This window comes from Nostoc sp. DedQUE12b, assembly GCF_034530835.1.
In the GTDB taxonomy this organism is placed as follows: Bacteria; Cyanobacteriota; Cyanobacteriia; order Cyanobacteriales; family Nostocaceae; genus Nostoc.
In genome coordinates this window covers 66,266-81,263 of sequence record NZ_JAVRCI010000012.1, presented here as the reverse complement: position 1 = coordinate 81,263, position 14,998 = coordinate 66,266, and the positions used below count along the sequence as shown (strand labels likewise).

Below are 14,998 nucleotides of genomic sequence, written 5' to 3'. Positions count from 1 at the left end.
TAAGCCGATCAAAAGTCAATGATTAAAATCATAGTTTTCTTTTTCCTCATTGGGCTGATTATCGCTGGGATTTTACTCAATCCGATTCTCGTCAAAAGACGAAGAAACCGTATCAAACATCGTCCTTTTCCTCCCCTGTGGAATGCCATTATTGAAAATAATCTTCCCATTTATCTCTGTCTTTCTCCCGATGAAATCAGACGACTTCAGGGGTATATTCAAGTATTCTTAGCAGAAAAGCAATTTATTGGCTGTAGAGGATTACAGGTGACAGAGGAAATGAAATTGACTCTTGCTGCTGTTGCTTGTTTACTTCTATTAAATGAACGTGGGCAGTACTTCCCCAGACTTCGTTCAATTCTGGTATATCCCAACGCTTATTTTGTTCAGGAAAGGAATTCCGTCGGAAAATATGTTGTTGAGGAAAAGCGTGTAGCAAGACTAGGTGAATCGTGGACAAATGACCAATTAGTACTGTCTTGGGAACAGGTGAAACAAGACACTAAGAACTGGAGAGATGGACGTAATGTTGTGCTTCATGAATTTGCCCATCAGTTAGATCAAGAAGATGGTAAAGCTGAAGGAGTTCCAATACTGCAAAACAACTCAGATTATGCTATTTGGGCGAAGGTGATGACAGAAGCATATCAGCAACTTTGCAATGATGTTCTACAAGGTGCAAAGACGGTAATGGATAGCTATGGCGCAACAAATCCCGCAGAATTTTTTGCCGTAGCGACTGAGACATTCTTTGAGAAACCGCACCAATTGTTATCCAAGCATCCGGCACTTTATGAGCAACTACAACGTTACTATCAATTAGATCCTGTGCAATGGGCTTAAACTACGACCATGAGCTACTAAATATAACCTCAGCTTCAGATTGCATGAGTCGGAATAGTAATAAAAACATAAATCTTTGAATTATGCATAAAAAAGAAGTTTAAAAACCTTGAATTACTAGATTTAATTTCAAAATATTGAAGTGGAGTTAGGCAATATACTAATTTTGATCGCTGATACAAGCTTGCCCAGCCGAGTGGTAAAGTTAGACAACGCCATTTCAACTATTTGATTCAGCCGCAAGGGATTGTATGACCTCAAATAACAAAATAAGCTAAAACACATCTAATTTGCATATCAAAATTTTATCAATATCTTGTGAGGTGGGCATCTTGCCTGCCCTGATTATGCAACTTAAATGCCGATTAGCTTAATAGCGTTGCTGTGCCGAGTGCTGGAGGAAGCGTAGAAGCTGGGGCAGATGTCCGCTGTAATTAGAACCATAACTTTTCCGCTAGCGAAAGCTTATGCTTCCAGTTATAATTCAACAACGCCTAGATTTTTATGTAAGCCTCATCAGCATTTTCGCAATTCGCTCACTGTAGGTGAGGGCGGGGACAGGATTCCCCTTCTCTCTGTGCGCGAACCACCAGCCGGAATGCTTATGCAAGAACCATCTACTGCAAAAGCCCATATCATACGAAAACGTTGTGTTCCACTGCAATTATTCGTAGCTGTGGCTACTATTTTATCAGGAGCCAGTCGTATTACCTGTTTCGACTGTCTAAGGTTAACACAAGATGGCGCCGTTGCAGCTTGCACATTATTTGGCCACGATGCAACAGCAAAAAGAACAGCAGGAATCAGCGTTATCAGCTTCTTTAATTGACTTGTATTTGCGATTGACATGATCTTCTCCATCAAAGTTGTGAGATTTGAATGGCGCTAGAGTGTGTCTACAACGTACAAAATCAATGATCTTGTGCTTGTGAATATTACCTCAGGGGTAGTCTTTCTTTTCCAGTAAGCTATTAGTTTTCGTAATAAATATTCACAAAATTGACTTTGCAGACACGCCCTAGCCTTAGTAAAGTGTAGGTTTAGTTATAGTGTTATTTTACCTACTTTTATTAGGTAGAACTAAGGCGTCAATGCCTAATCTACTTAATTCAAAGTTTATAGGAATTAATCTAGAAAATCAAAATTATACAGCTTGTTTCTAAAATATAACTACAGGAATAATGTTTTGATTATATTAACTTTTGAAACGTCTAAGAGCATTGGTAATGCTGAATAGTAATACACGGCGATCGCTCTTAACCTTCAACTTAATAACTGTGTCATTGACTTTTGAATGGGTGACTTCCGCCTTGCGGTACTAGAAGTTTTTCATCGCTAGAATCTTCAAAGCCACTGCTTCAGGTACGGGCATCACTGATAATCGATTTCCTTGTTTCACCAACATAAACTCTTCGGCGCTAAACTTCTCTTTGAGTATTGATAGCAAGATGGGGTTAGAAAAAACCTCAACAAATTCCACTACAACTGTTTGCCAGCGAGGTGATTCGGAACTTGATTTCGGGTCGTAGTATTGACTTTCTGGTTCAAACTGGGTCGGGTCAGCAATATCTTTTTTCACTACACGCATTAACCCAGCAATACCGGGAGGATTAGTGGCGGAATGATAAAAAAAAGCTAAGTCTCCTTCATCCATAAGGCGCAAAAAGTTGCGAGCTTGATAATTGCGAACGCCGTCCCAGATAGTCTGTTTCTGCTGTTGAAGGTCAGCAATGCTATAGGCTTCTGGTTCTGATTTCATTAGCCAATAATTCATCTACAGAAATTATCTATATACAAAAGTATTTTAATTTTGAGCAGGTAAGTAAGTTCGTAGTAAGGACTTTAGTCCTTATTTTCTAAGCACTAAAGTGCTTACTACAAACCCTATTGCACTAGCTAAGACATTGTACTAGTAAATATTTGACTTAACTGCGGGAAGCTATAACGGCATAAAACGGATCTCCTCCAGCTGCACCCAACCACTGTAAGATATTCGGTAATGTTGATTTATGAACTATAACTTCTGCGGTTGTAAATCCTGGAACTGAGGCAAAATAAGCTTTGACTAATTCTACTCGCTGTGCTTCTGAAGCCTCCCGCCAAGCTTGAATCGCCTTTTCAAAAAACATCCGGTTAGAAAAGCTGATAATTGCAATACCGCCGGGTTTCAAGATGCGGTAAATCTCGGAAAATACTGCTTCTGGATATTGCACATATTGCACAGATACGCAATTGAGAACAGCATCAAAATTTTCATCTGGTAAAGGTAACTGCGGATTTTCGTTAAGATTTTGCACAAAGTAATGATTTAAGCGGGGATTTCGTGCTAATTCCTCAGCGTTGAGTCCGTGTCCTTCCACATGGTCAAACTGCATCTCTTCTGGTAGATGAGACATCCAACTGCTCATCATATCAAAAATGCGGGTGTTGGGTTTGAGGCGATCGCGGTATAAATCCGTTAGCTGTTGAATAAATCCTTCATCGACATGGGTAACGAAGCGAGGATAGGCGTAGAACAGTTTATCGTCTGTGTCATCTAATTTCAGGCGCTGATTCGGTCTTAACTGCATAAATCTCTGTTTTGGAGTACTGTTTCCGAAATTTGCGGCAATTTCAGATACTTTTTCACAAACACTATGTAACATATTTTAATAACAGCAGGATACCTAAATAGCAGCATTCAATTTTTATCAATTTAATGTTATATAAACTACACTTCTTACAGCATATTTGGCGACAAATCCGCCTAATCGCATCATTGCCCTATTTTAGTTTGTTAGTTTGGATACTGCCCTTATTACTATTTACTTCTGGACATAATAGCCTGATGGCACATGATGAAGCGCTTTACGCATCACGTGCGCGTCTGATGTTTGATTCTGGTAATTGGATAGCTCCTTGGGAAACAGCACATCATAAAACTCCTGGCCCTTATTGGTTAATTGCCAGTTTCTACAAGCTGTTTGGTATCAGTGATACTAGTGCGCGTCTTCCTAGTATGATTGCTGGCATTTTTAGCTTGTGGCTGGTGTATGAAATTGGCAAAATTATGCTAGGCAAAAAATTAGGTTGGCTAGCTGCTGCAATTTTAAGTGTGGAATTTCTCTGGCTACAATACTCTCGCTTAAGTACACCTGATGTACCGATGGTTCTCTTGGTGCTTTTAGCTATTTTGTCTTTAATAAAAACGGAATTACATCCCAAATATCGCTACTGGTGGAGTTTTCTAGCTGGTTTAAGTTTAGGTTTAGGCTTCTTAGTTAGAAGCTTTATGATTTTCTTGCCAATTATAGCTTTATTACCTTATTTAATTTGGGAAAATCGCCGTCATCGTCATCTTACTAACCCAATTTTATATTTAGGTTTTTTCGTAGGTTTAATACCTAGCTGTATTTGGCTGTGGTTAAGCTGGCTACACTATGGAAATAATAGTTTTGAGGAGTTAATCAAGTTTGTTGTACAACTAAGTTCTGAAGAGCGGGAGTCTAATGGGCTACTATTCTATGTATGGAATATTCCTGTAAAAGCATTTCCTTGGGCTTTTTTCGGACTTTTAGGTTTGTTTTTAACTCTCCGTCGTCCTATTCCTTGTTACCAGTTAATATTAGTTGGTTTTCCACTTGTTTTATTTGTAGAAATTAGTATTTTTAGCACTCGTTTATCTCACTATAGTCTTTGCCTTTATCCGTTCATCGCTTTGTTTGCATCTGTGGGTTTAAGTTGGTTAGGCAATATTTACCAGACAGGAATTCCCCCACACTTCCCTCTTCAAAAAAGTAAAAAAAAGATATTGAACCTTTTTGCAAAGAAGAATCTTCCCCGAAACCTCAGTTATGGCTTGGGTGGATTAGGTGTTTTACTTGTTATAGCGAGTATTGGCATTTTTAGCTGGGGTAGTTCTGATATCCGCAAGTATGCAAGTATTGGCTTGGCTATGGGCTTGGGTTGGTTAATTTTACCTATGGTGTGGATTGCTCGTTACCACTTTGACAAAAAGTTTCTCACAGCGCGTTATTGGATTGCAGGTTGGTTAATTCCCTGTTGGCTGGCCTTGGCGGCGATAGGTAGCATAGGTCTCTTAAGTGATTATAACTCTGGTTTAAAAACTTTTTTACAACAAAGTGCGATCGCTTCAATTCTCCAATCTCATCCTACGTACTATGTGGAGATGGACGCTAAAACAAAAGTACTGCTTAATTTCTATCTTCCTACTCGCCCTCAACCAGTAGTCTCTATTTCCCAAGTACCAGCTTTGAGCTATGCTTGGATTTATGCTAACCAGTCTTCTCAATTATCTCGACCTCACCGCATTATCGGCGCTGTCAAAGAGTACCAGTTAATTCAAGTTCTTCCATAAGACATTATATTCAAGTCTTTGCTACTGCTTTGATACATTCTGTTTTCAGAAGAACTAAATTATCAGTCTCAATAACTGCACAAGAGTTAATTAATGTTGCTAAAACAGGTAGAGCCTTCTGTAAATTTGCGTTCGCTTGTTGTGCCGCGGGCTGATATTGTTGTAGCCAAGTATTTTTAGTTATATATTCTGGAAGGAATGCAGAACGTTCTAATAACCAAAAAGTTACGTGGTATTTTTGAATAAAGTCTTTAATCTGATTAATATCATCAGTATATTGGGCATTAATCAAGTCAATCATCCGCTGGCGAAATTGAGCGTAATATTTTGTATGGATCGGTAATGCATATTCTTTACCCACCAAAATTGTTCTTTGAGCAAAGATGGGTATGTTATCTGCTTCTTGGGAAGTAGAAGCTATGACAATATTTTGCGGTTGCTTTTGCAAAAAGTTATATAATGTTGGGGCTTGACCTACTAAATAAGGGGTTTTGGGAAAAACTTTTAAGCTACTAGGGTACAAAATGAGTCCTGCACCAAGGATCGTAATAGTCCCCAAGATTAAAATTTGTCTGCCATTTTGTCTCGACCATCGCAATGCAGCATCTAAAATTAAGGTAATAGAGATTGCTGCTGCAAGAGCAAGTACTACCTTAAAAGTATGATGGGTGTATCGGCTAGGCCAGTGCAATTTAAAAGCTAAGGCATGGGCAGTAAAAAACATGATTAAACTAGCTATTACTACCTGTAGTAATAGTTTGACTTCATCCTTTACTTGTTTGGTTAGGAGAAAGTGAGATTGGAATTTCAGGATAATTGGTAAAAATAAACCAAATAATAGTTGAGGAGGTGCAATTAAAGCAAAAAAACCGCTATCTCTACCATCAAACCAATAATTAATAATATTATGAGTAAAATACCTGAATCTTCCTCCATCCCAGTACTCTGGCATAGTTCTCGCAACAGCAGCAGTAATTGTCGGGCCAAATTGTGATGATTGAATAGTATAAGGTAAAATTAGGATGCCAGCAGTTATAGTGGCTGCTACAAATAAAATAAAATCTTTTCGGTTATGAGAAATAGTTATCTGCCCATTCTGCCAGCGAAATAGTCTCAAAAGTAAAATTAATAAATTGATAAAACCTATGATAGGGTATATTAAACATTGAAGCGCAAATACAATTAATATACCAAATACTGAAGAGCGTATTAAATAATATATAAAAGCTAAAACCAGGGAATAAATAAAATCTCTAGGTGTAGCAGAAAATAGGTCATCATGAAGGCAAAGGCTTTGATTTAAAAGTAAAGAGGCGAGAAACCCCACCATTGGTACTGGTAATATCCCCATAGCAACTACAAAGCAATAGCTAGTTGTAATTACTCCCAGTACTAATGGAAAAATTTTGCCAAATAAAATTGGATCTATATTTAAAGCTGCAATTATTTTATAAACAATACCATACCCAATTGGTGTCACCGACTGAAAATAATCAGCAATTAAATCCCCAGGAAATAAATCTGGGTTAAAGTAACGATAGATCCAAGAAATATATTCCCGTGCATCGTCGCTCACTATATATTTGCTGGTGAAAGCTTGTCGCAGCCCCATCAAAATATAACCAACAGCAAAAGTTAGACTGAGACTGTACCAAAAAAGAACAGTTAATCTAGATTGATTTTGTTTGCTGTTTTGAGTAATAGGTGCTGTTAAAACTTTTTGTAATTGTGTTAGCATTGTACGCGTCTATGTCTGAATAAATTATGTTAATTAAGAAAATCAAAAGCTTTTTTCAATTTTTCTGATTGTACAATCTTCAAGTACTGAGCGGTCAGTTATAAAGCCAATAATTCTAGTAACACTCTGTTTTTTACCCAGAACGAAAGGTCATGAAAGCCGAACTGCCTGGATTTAAAGAACAAGTAGCCTCTATTTCGCAAATAGCAGTTTTAAGCTATGCTTGGATCTATGCTGACCAGTCCCCTAAATTACCTCGGTCTTACCGCATTCTTGGCACAGTAAAAGAGTACCAGTTGATTCAAGTTCTTCCCTAAGATAGATGTAAAGTAACTATTGCTAAAAAAGATTAGTTTAGTTATGATAATACTACGCATACTAAGTATTTTGCTAAATGGTTTCTACATCTAATCACTCCCCAACCTTAGAGTCGTGGCAGCAAAATCTGGCACCATACAATTTGGGCTACAGAATCAAATTAGTCTCACAATTGCTGAGTCGTAAGTTTACTGAGAGGCTAGAACCCTTTGGACTGACGCCATTTCACTGGTTGGTGTTGTGCTGTCTTTGGCAAGAAGATGGTTTACCTACTTCTAGTATTGGAGATAAACTCAAACAAGTGGGAGGAACTTTAACAGGCGTACTAGATCGGATGGAAGAACGCGGTTTGGTGCGTCGAGAACGCGACACTCAAGATCGGCGCATTTGGCGAATCTGGCTCACGGATGCAGGTAAGGAACTAGAAGCTGTTTTACCGCCAATCGCCGCAGCCGTGCGTGATGAAGCAATGGATGGTATTTCCTTTGCCGATCGCGAACTGTTTTCCCAAATCTTGAATCGAGCGATCGCTAACCTGTCTTAAAGATGATTTTATAATCACCCGACCGGGGGAGGCAGTGTAAAGATTTGTTTTGAGATAATATTACGCATACTAAGGAAATAAGGATTTTTTTCAGACAATATTACGCATTCTAAATAAACGACTATTAATCAAGTTATTGAACGAGCAAGGAAGTTAAGAATCATGGGTGCTAACACATTTAACGGACGCAATGGACACAAAACCCCAATTCTAGAAAAAGAAGTGATTCCTGATTTAGAGACTTTAGAAACTGTTACCGCAGAAACATCCACAACAGAAGCACCTGAGATCGAGAAAGAAGTTCCACCGAAACGGAAAAGACCGACTGGTTTAATTTTGGCAGGATTAGGCGTGGGTGTGATCGCCGCAGGTACTTTTGGTTTTCACTACTGGCAATACGCCTCTACCCACCAGGAAACAGACAACGCGACTGTTGTGGGAAATATTCACCAAGTTAGTAGTCGCATTCCCGGAACTGTAAGTGAAGTGCTGGTAAATGACAACCAACTGGTGCAACCGGGACAATTGTTGGTGAAGTTAGATCCACGGGACTATGAAAGTAAGGTGCAACAGGCACAAGCCGCCCTCGAAAATGCTCGCGGTCAAGCGCAAGCTGCTCAAGCAAATATTGCTTTGAGTTCACAAACCACCACTGGTAAGACAACTCAAGCACAAGGAGATGTCAGTGGTGCAGTAGCAGCAATTTCTACAGCCCAAGCAGCAGTGCAAGAAGCCCAAGCTGGGATACCAGCAGCGCAAGCTGAAGTCAGACTAGCCGAAGCAGGGATTCCTGCCGCCCAAGCCCAGGTAGCGCAAGCAAATGCGAATTTGGAAAATGCCCAAGCAGATTACAATCGTTACAACCAGTTGTATCAATCAGGTGCGATCGCTCGCCAGCAGCTAGACGCATCCAAGGCCGCTTTTAACGTGGCTACAGCACAAAGGAACGCTGCTCTTCAGGGAGTACAACAAGCCCAAGCCAGGTTAGCCTCTGCTAGAGTTGGTGTCGCCAAAGCCCAGTCTCAATTAGCACAAGCGCAAGAAAATGTCACCAACGCCCAAGCTAAATTGGCGGCATCTAAGGGAGGATTGCAACAAGCTACCGCAGGCGGACAAGATACCACAGTTAAACGTAGTCAATACGAAGCGGCAAAAGCAGCGATCGCGCAATCAGAAGCATCGCTAAAAGACGCGCAATTGCAACTATCCTATGTAAATGTTACTGCCCCTAGTGCTGGACGGGTAGGTAGGAAAAATGTGGAAGTTGGCAACCGCGTCGCAGTAGGAACACCATTAATGGCGATCGTGGATAACAGCTATTGGGTAGTTGCGAACTTCAAAGAAACTCAATTAGAAAAAATGCGCCCAGGAGAGCCTGTAGAGATCAAGCTGGATAGTTTCCCTCATCACAACTTTATTGGTCGTGTTGACAGTATTTCGCCAGCTTCTGGCGCTCAGTTTGCCTTATTGCCACCGGATAATGCTACAGGTAACTTTACTAAAGTCGTCCAACGCATTCCCGTTAAAATAGTTTTCGACCAAAAGAGCATTCAAGGATACGAATCGCGGATTACTCCTGGGATGTCTGCGGAAGTTGCGGTGGAAGTCAAGTAATATCATGTTCCCTAAGTTACCCATAATAAAAGAATTCCACCCCCAGCCCCTCCCCGCTTGCGGAGAGGGGAGACAAAGTGTAGGTTTGGCGGGGTGGGGTTCTTGGGGTTTAGTAAGTAATCAACCAGACATCATTAAATACGAAATGGCCTGTAAGCAAGATGAAAAACCTCTTTCTGCTTATGAGATTCTCCTACATCTAAAGAGAGGCGTATAGAGATGAGGTGAGATGATATCTATGAAAGCAGATTGGTATAAAGCAAGCCTGACATGAAAAAACCGCTACTACCTGCTTTAAGGTCAAGAAACTACCAGTTATTTTTTGCTGGGCAAGGTATTTCCCTAATTGGGACGTGGATGACGCAACTTGCCACGATTTGGCTAGTTTATGACTTGACAAAATCCCCATTCATGTTGGGAGTTGTGGGATTTTCGAGTCAAATTCCTAACTTTTTTTTAGCTCCCTTTGGCGGAGTATTTGTAGATCGCTTTTCTCGGTATCGTACCTTAATTGGTACGCAAGTCTTGGCGATGATTCAATCGTTAACATTAGCAGTGCTGGCGTTAACTGGAGTGATTGAGGTATGGCACATCATCGCTTTGAGCTTGTTCCAAGGATTTATTAACGCCTTAGATGCGCCAGCCCGTCAAGCTTTTGTGCCAGAATTGGTTGAACGCAGAGAAGATTTAGCCAATGCGATCGCGATTAATTCCACGATGTTCAACGGTGCTAGATTAATTGGCCCTGCGATCGGGGGTTTATTAATTGCTAGGGTTGGAACTGGCTATTGTTTTTTAATTGATGGTTTGAGCTACATTGCTGTAATCGCCGCTTTATTGGCGATGAAAGTTAAACCTTGGAAAAATTCGGTAACTCAGGGTAATCCCTTGCAAAAAGTCAAAGAGGGATTTGTATATGCCTTTAGCTTCCCACCCATTCGATCTATCTTGTTGCTATCAGCTTTGGTCAGCCTGATGGGACTGCAAAACACTATTCTCGTCCCTGTAATTGCCGAACAAGTTCTCAAAGGTGGTGCAGAAAGTTTGGGTTTTTTGATGGCGGCATCTGGAGTTGGAGCCTTAACTGGTGGTATTTATCTAGCTACGCGCCAAACAATCTTAGGAATTGGGAAATTGATTGCTCTAGCTCCAGCAATTTTAGGAACTGGTCTAATTGCCTTTTCTTTATCTAGATTTTTACCACTCTCTTTATTTACAATGTTATTTGTTGGCTTAGGAACAATTCTTCAGATTGCTGCTAGCAACACATTTTTACAAACTATTGTCGAAGACAATAAACGCGGGCGATTGATGAGCTTATACACAATGTCATTTTTGGGAATGATTCCCGTAGGTAATTTATTAGGAGGTTTCCTAGCAAGTCGTATTGGCGCTTCCAACACTTTAATTATTGATGGAATAGCTTGTATTTTAGGGTCAATTATTTTTAGCAAACAGTTACCTGCTTTAAGGAAAATAATGCGTCCAATTTATGAGCAAAAGGGAATTATTACAACTCAAGAAGTTTAAAATAAATCACCTCAGTTAAATTTAGATTTATCTTAATGAAGCTTTCTATAGCAATTATTTTTTAATTTTTAGCGTTGCTGATTCAAGCTTACGCAGAGGCAAAGAACATATTGATATAAGATTTAATCATAAATTTTTTTGCTACTTAACCTTGAAACTGGAATAAAGTTATGGCTAATACAGGTGTAATTCGTCAGCAAGGGCAAAATCCTGCTTTACCACCAGAGCGTGTACCGCTAAGAACCTGGATTGGTGTATTAGCCAGTATGCTTGGTGCATTTATGGCAGTATTGGATATTCAAATAACTAATGCTTCGCTGCAAGATATTCAAGCAAGTTTAGGAGCTACTCTCGAAGAAGGTTCTTGGATTTCTACCGCGTATCTTGTAGCAGAAATTGTGGTAATTCCTTTAACAGGATGGTTATCACGAGTATTTTCTCTGCGACGTTATTTATTAGTCAATACTGCACTCTTTATCTTCTTTTCTATATGCTGTGCTTGGTCATGGGATCTTAATTCCATGATTTTATTTCGCGCCTTGCAAGGTTTTAGCGGAGGAGTTTTAATTCCTACTGCTATGACAGTTGTCTTAACAACTTTACCCCAATCCAAACAATCAGTTGGACTGGCTGCATTTGGGTTTAGTGCAGTTTTTGCACCCTCAATTGGCCCAACATTAGGAGGTTGGTTAACCGAAAATTTTGGTTGGGAATACAACTTTTATATAAATGTAATTCCAGGAGCATTAATGCTGGCTGGTGTTTGGTACGGAATTAAGCAAGAAAAACCCCAAATTAATTTACTCAAACAAGGTGACTGGTGGGGAATTATTGCGATGGCTATTGGCTTAGGTTCCCTACAAGTTGTTTTAGAAGAAGGTAGCCGCAAAGATTGGTTTGGTTCAGCGTTGATTGTGCGCTTAAGTATAATTGCAGGAATTTTCTTGGCGATATTTTTCTATATTGAATTAACTCGTAAGCAACCATTTATTAATTTGCGGCTTTTGTTTAGGCGCAACTTTGGTTTAGCTAGTATTGTCAATGTGTCGCTGGGGGTAGGATTGTATGGTTCAATTTATATTTTACCGTTGTATCTCGCCCAAATTCAAAAATACAATGCGCTGCAAATTGGTGAAGTGTTGATTTGGGCTGGTATTCCCCAACTATTTATTATTCCCCTCATACCCAAATTGATGCAACGCATTGATGTGCGCTTAATGGTGGCTGTTGGTGTCACTTTATTTTCCATCAGTGCATTTATGAACTCTGGAATGACTAATGAAACTGGATTAGATCAGTTACGGTGGTCGCAATTTGTGCGTGCAATGGGTCAACCTTTAATTATGGTGCCGCTAACTTCTATCGCCACTGGTGGATTAAGTCCAAAAGAAGCAGGTTCGGCAAGTGGTTTATTTAATATGATGCGGAATCTGGGCGGTTCTATCGGAATTGCTTCTTTAGCAACATTGTTAACTAATAGAGAGCAATTTCACTCTAATAGATTGGGCGATACAGTATCTTTATATAACTCAGAAACTCAACAGCGTATTGACCAAATGACGCAGTATTTCGTCAGTCGAGGAGCAGATTTAAGTACAGCCCAAAATCAAGCGATCGCATCTATATCCAACATCGTCCGCCGGGAAGCATTTGTAATGGCTTTTAATGATTGTTTCTACTTTATTGGGATTGCATTGTTACTCAGTGGGATTGCTATTTTATTTCTCAAAAAGGTGAAGCCAACTGGTGGCGCTGTCGCTCATTAAATTTGTTGTATGGGTTAAAATATTTGATAAAACTACTAAGGTACTAAAATGGTCATTAGCCAAAGTGAGTACTATATCTCCCCAGAAGAGTATTTAGAAGGCGAGAAATTTAGTGAAATCAAACACGAGTATATTGATGGGCAAGTCTACGCAATGGCAAGAGCAAGCGATGCTCATGTAACTGTAGTAGGAAACTTGTTTGTACTGTTGCGAAACCATCTCCGGGGTGGTGGTTGCCGTGTCTATATGTTAGATATGAAAGCACAAATCGAGGTCATAAATCGCTATTTTTATCCCGATGTAATGGTGACTTGCGATACACAAGATAAAGAATTTGAATATTTTAAGTGCTATCCTTCCTTAATTATCGAAGTGCTTTCTGAATCAACCGAAGGCTATGACAGAGGAAAGAAATTTGCTAGTTATCGACATTTAGAATCACTGCAAGAATATGTGTTAATTTCACCAGATAGAATGAGTGTCGAATGCTTCCGCCGCAATGACGAAGGGCATTGGGTACTTTACCCTTATGAAAAAGGGGAAGAAGTGCATTTGGCTAGCGTTGATTTTCGGTGTGCAATCGCAGAAATATATGAAGATGTAATATTGATAGATGAGAATATTTCCTAATCTAACATTTATGGCTCACTTCCTAAAGCGTTGAGTTGTTCAGCAGAGAGCGATCGCAAAAATTTTTCACTTGTTTACTTCGACAAATATGAGAGTAAAGTTTTAAAAACCTAAAATTAGGTAATACTTCCCAAAAGACAAAGTTATAAATCACTAATCAACCTCGCCTTGCGGAGGAAGAATTGCAGCACAGTTTCTTCACGGGAAATAATATCAACCCTACCCTCCATACCCAATTGAATATGACACTGGTTTTTCCCTTTACCTAAAACCAAAGTTTCCGGCTTAATTGTGACTTCATAGAAAGCACCAGGTGCAGTAGCTTTTGGACTAGTAGTCCCATTCATAGATGTATTTGTGCCATTCTTTTGAGGAGCGATCGCATCTGGAGAAATCGTCTGCACTTGACCATTGAGAGTACCATAATCTGGGTAAGGACAAGCGCTGACCCGCATTTGGACTTTTTGACCAATTTTTAACTTACTTTGATCTTCAGATGCCACGGCAGCTTTCAAAACTTGGGGTGCATCAGAGGGGACAATTTGCAAGACTTCCTCGCCAGCACGCACAGTTTGACCTGGGTTTCGCAGATTGAGTTGGGAAATGATACCATCGGCAGTAGCTGCGATCGCAGTTTGAGCTAAATTTATTTCTGCTTGTTTGAGTTCGCTAGTATCACGCTCTAACTGCTTTTCAATTTCAATCCGTTGCTTAACTAAGGCTTGGCGTTCTTTTTCTAAAGTTGCTTTGTTGCTTTCCCCTCCGGCTTTTTCTTGAGCAATTCGCTCAGTAGCAACAGTTACTGCTGCATTACTTGGATTTACGGCAACTTGGGCGCGTTGTCTTCTGGCAATCACAGCAGATACAGCTTGTTGTAACCGTTCAATTGTCTGTTTTTGTGCCTCCACTGCTGCTTGTTGCGCTTTTACCGCTTGCTCTTGCTGTCTGGCAGATAATTGTGCTTCTTCCAATTGATCCTGAGATAGCGCCCCTTGGTTGGCTACACTCTCATATCGCTTCTGTTTTGACTGGGCTACACCCAAAGCAGCTTCAGCAGCATGGAGATTTGCTTGTGTTGTTTTTAACTGTGCTTTCCCAGCCAGCAATTCTTTCTCGGCAATTTTGACGTTGGCATCAGCTTCTTGGAGTTCGGAAACAGTGGTAAGATTTTTATCTTGATATTCGCGACGGCGGCCGCTCAATTCGGCTTCGGCGCCAGTAATAATCCGGTTAAGGCGGTCAGTTTCGGCTTGAATCTGGCTATTAAGGGAACTAATCTGGGCATTGATTTGCACTAGTTGTAACTGAGATTGTTGAATACTAGTTTGCAATTGACTTTTTTTGGTTTGCAGACGGGAGTCATCGATAGTTGCGATCGCATCTCCTTTTTTGATAAATTGATTTTCTTTGACATAAATGTGCATAACCTGACCTTCAGTCGCCGCTTGCACAATTCGCAATTCACCCGCCGGACGCACAACCGCCTGTGCTTGGACTGTAACCTTATACTTACAAATTGCAGCAAGCGGCACAGCTAATCCGAGAACGCAGAGAATAAACATTCCGCCCCATGTTGTCCAACGATTAATTGGTGGGAGGAATTCGTTTGTTTGAATTGGAGGGAGAAAATTTGTATTACTAACCATGATCTCTTACGA

13 protein-coding genes are annotated in these 14,998 nt (G+C 40.1%); 9 read left to right on the top strand and 4 right to left on the bottom strand.

The genetic code is table 11. From position 1 onward, the window contains the following. Positions 1-18: 18 nt before the first annotated feature. Together RMY16_RS08865 and RMY16_RS08860 are read left to right on the top strand one after the other, a co-directional pair. Positions 19-843: a M90 family metallopeptidase gene (locus RMY16_RS08865; RefSeq protein WP_322736068.1), complete on the top strand. Its 825-nt coding sequence runs from the start codon at positions 19-21 to the stop codon at positions 841-843. A 604-nt stretch (positions 844-1,447) separates the two neighbouring features. Beyond that, positions 1,448-1,672, top strand: coding sequence for a hypothetical protein (locus RMY16_RS08860; RefSeq protein WP_322736067.1), 225 nt, complete (start codon positions 1,448-1,450; stop codon positions 1,670-1,672). A gap of 489 nt (positions 1,673-2,161) precedes the next feature. Here RMY16_RS08860 and RMY16_RS08855 read toward each other — a convergent pair whose 3' ends face one another. Together RMY16_RS08855 and RMY16_RS08850 are read right to left on the bottom strand one after the other, a co-directional pair. After that, entirely contained in the window at positions 2,162-2,617 is a 456-nt protein-coding gene (locus tag RMY16_RS08855) for an EVE domain-containing protein (protein ID WP_322736066.1), read from the bottom strand. A gap of 151 nt (positions 2,618-2,768) precedes the next feature. Then, positions 2,769-3,413 (bottom strand): class I SAM-dependent methyltransferase, encoded by a 645-nt coding sequence (locus RMY16_RS08850; protein ID WP_322736065.1) that lies wholly within the window; start codon positions 3,411-3,413, stop codon positions 2,769-2,771. Positions 3,414-3,541: 128 nt separating this feature from the next. Between RMY16_RS08850 and RMY16_RS08845 the strand changes: the two genes are divergently transcribed. Further along, a complete protein-coding gene (locus RMY16_RS08845) occupies positions 3,542-5,200 on the top strand; it encodes an ArnT family glycosyltransferase (protein WP_322736063.1) in 1,659 nt (552 codons plus the stop codon). A 10-nt stretch (positions 5,201-5,210) separates the two neighbouring features. On the opposite strand, the gene RMY16_RS08840 is transcribed toward RMY16_RS08845, so the two are convergent. Beyond that, positions 5,211-6,938 carry a hypothetical protein gene (locus RMY16_RS08840; RefSeq protein ID WP_322736062.1) on the bottom strand — a complete coding sequence of 576 codons (1,728 nt, stop codon included), beginning with the start codon at positions 6,936-6,938 and terminating at the stop codon, positions 5,211-5,213. Positions 6,939-7,090: 152 nt separating this feature from the next. On the opposite strand from RMY16_RS08840, the gene RMY16_RS08835 reads away from it, so the two are divergent. From RMY16_RS08835 to RMY16_RS08810, 6 genes are all read left to right on the top strand, one after another. After that, entirely contained in the window at positions 7,091-7,255 is a 165-nt protein-coding gene (locus tag RMY16_RS08835) for a hypothetical protein (protein ID WP_322736061.1), read from the top strand. Positions 7,256-7,332: 77 nt separating this feature from the next. Then, positions 7,333-7,800 carry a MarR family winged helix-turn-helix transcriptional regulator gene (locus RMY16_RS08830; protein WP_094348154.1) on the top strand — a complete coding sequence of 156 codons (468 nt, stop codon included), beginning with the start codon at positions 7,333-7,335 and terminating at the stop codon, positions 7,798-7,800. Positions 7,801-7,962: 162 nt separating this feature from the next. Further along, the gene (locus RMY16_RS08825) at positions 7,963-9,414 is read left to right on the top strand and encodes an HlyD family efflux transporter periplasmic adaptor subunit (protein WP_322736060.1); all 1,452 of its coding nucleotides are present in this window, start codon (positions 7,963-7,965) and stop codon (positions 9,412-9,414) included. A gap of 270 nt (positions 9,415-9,684) precedes the next feature. Further along, a complete protein-coding gene (locus tag RMY16_RS08820; protein WP_322736059.1) occupies positions 9,685-10,944 on the top strand; it encodes an MFS transporter in 1,260 nt (419 codons plus the stop codon). Between the two features lie 170 nt (positions 10,945-11,114). Beyond that, a complete protein-coding gene (locus RMY16_RS08815; protein ID WP_322736058.1) occupies positions 11,115-12,710 on the top strand; it encodes a DHA2 family efflux MFS transporter permease subunit in 1,596 nt (531 codons plus the stop codon). Positions 12,711-12,758: 48 nt separating this feature from the next. After that, positions 12,759-13,340, top strand: coding sequence for a Uma2 family endonuclease (locus RMY16_RS08810; RefSeq protein WP_322736057.1), 582 nt, complete (start codon positions 12,759-12,761; stop codon positions 13,338-13,340). Positions 13,341-13,483: 143 nt separating this feature from the next. Here RMY16_RS08810 and RMY16_RS08805 read toward each other — a convergent pair whose 3' ends face one another. Next, on the bottom strand, positions 13,484-14,986 hold the full coding sequence (locus tag RMY16_RS08805; RefSeq protein WP_322736056.1) for an HlyD family efflux transporter periplasmic adaptor subunit: 1,503 nt from the start codon (positions 14,984-14,986) through the stop codon (positions 13,484-13,486). Positions 14,987-14,998: the final 12 nt, after the last annotated feature.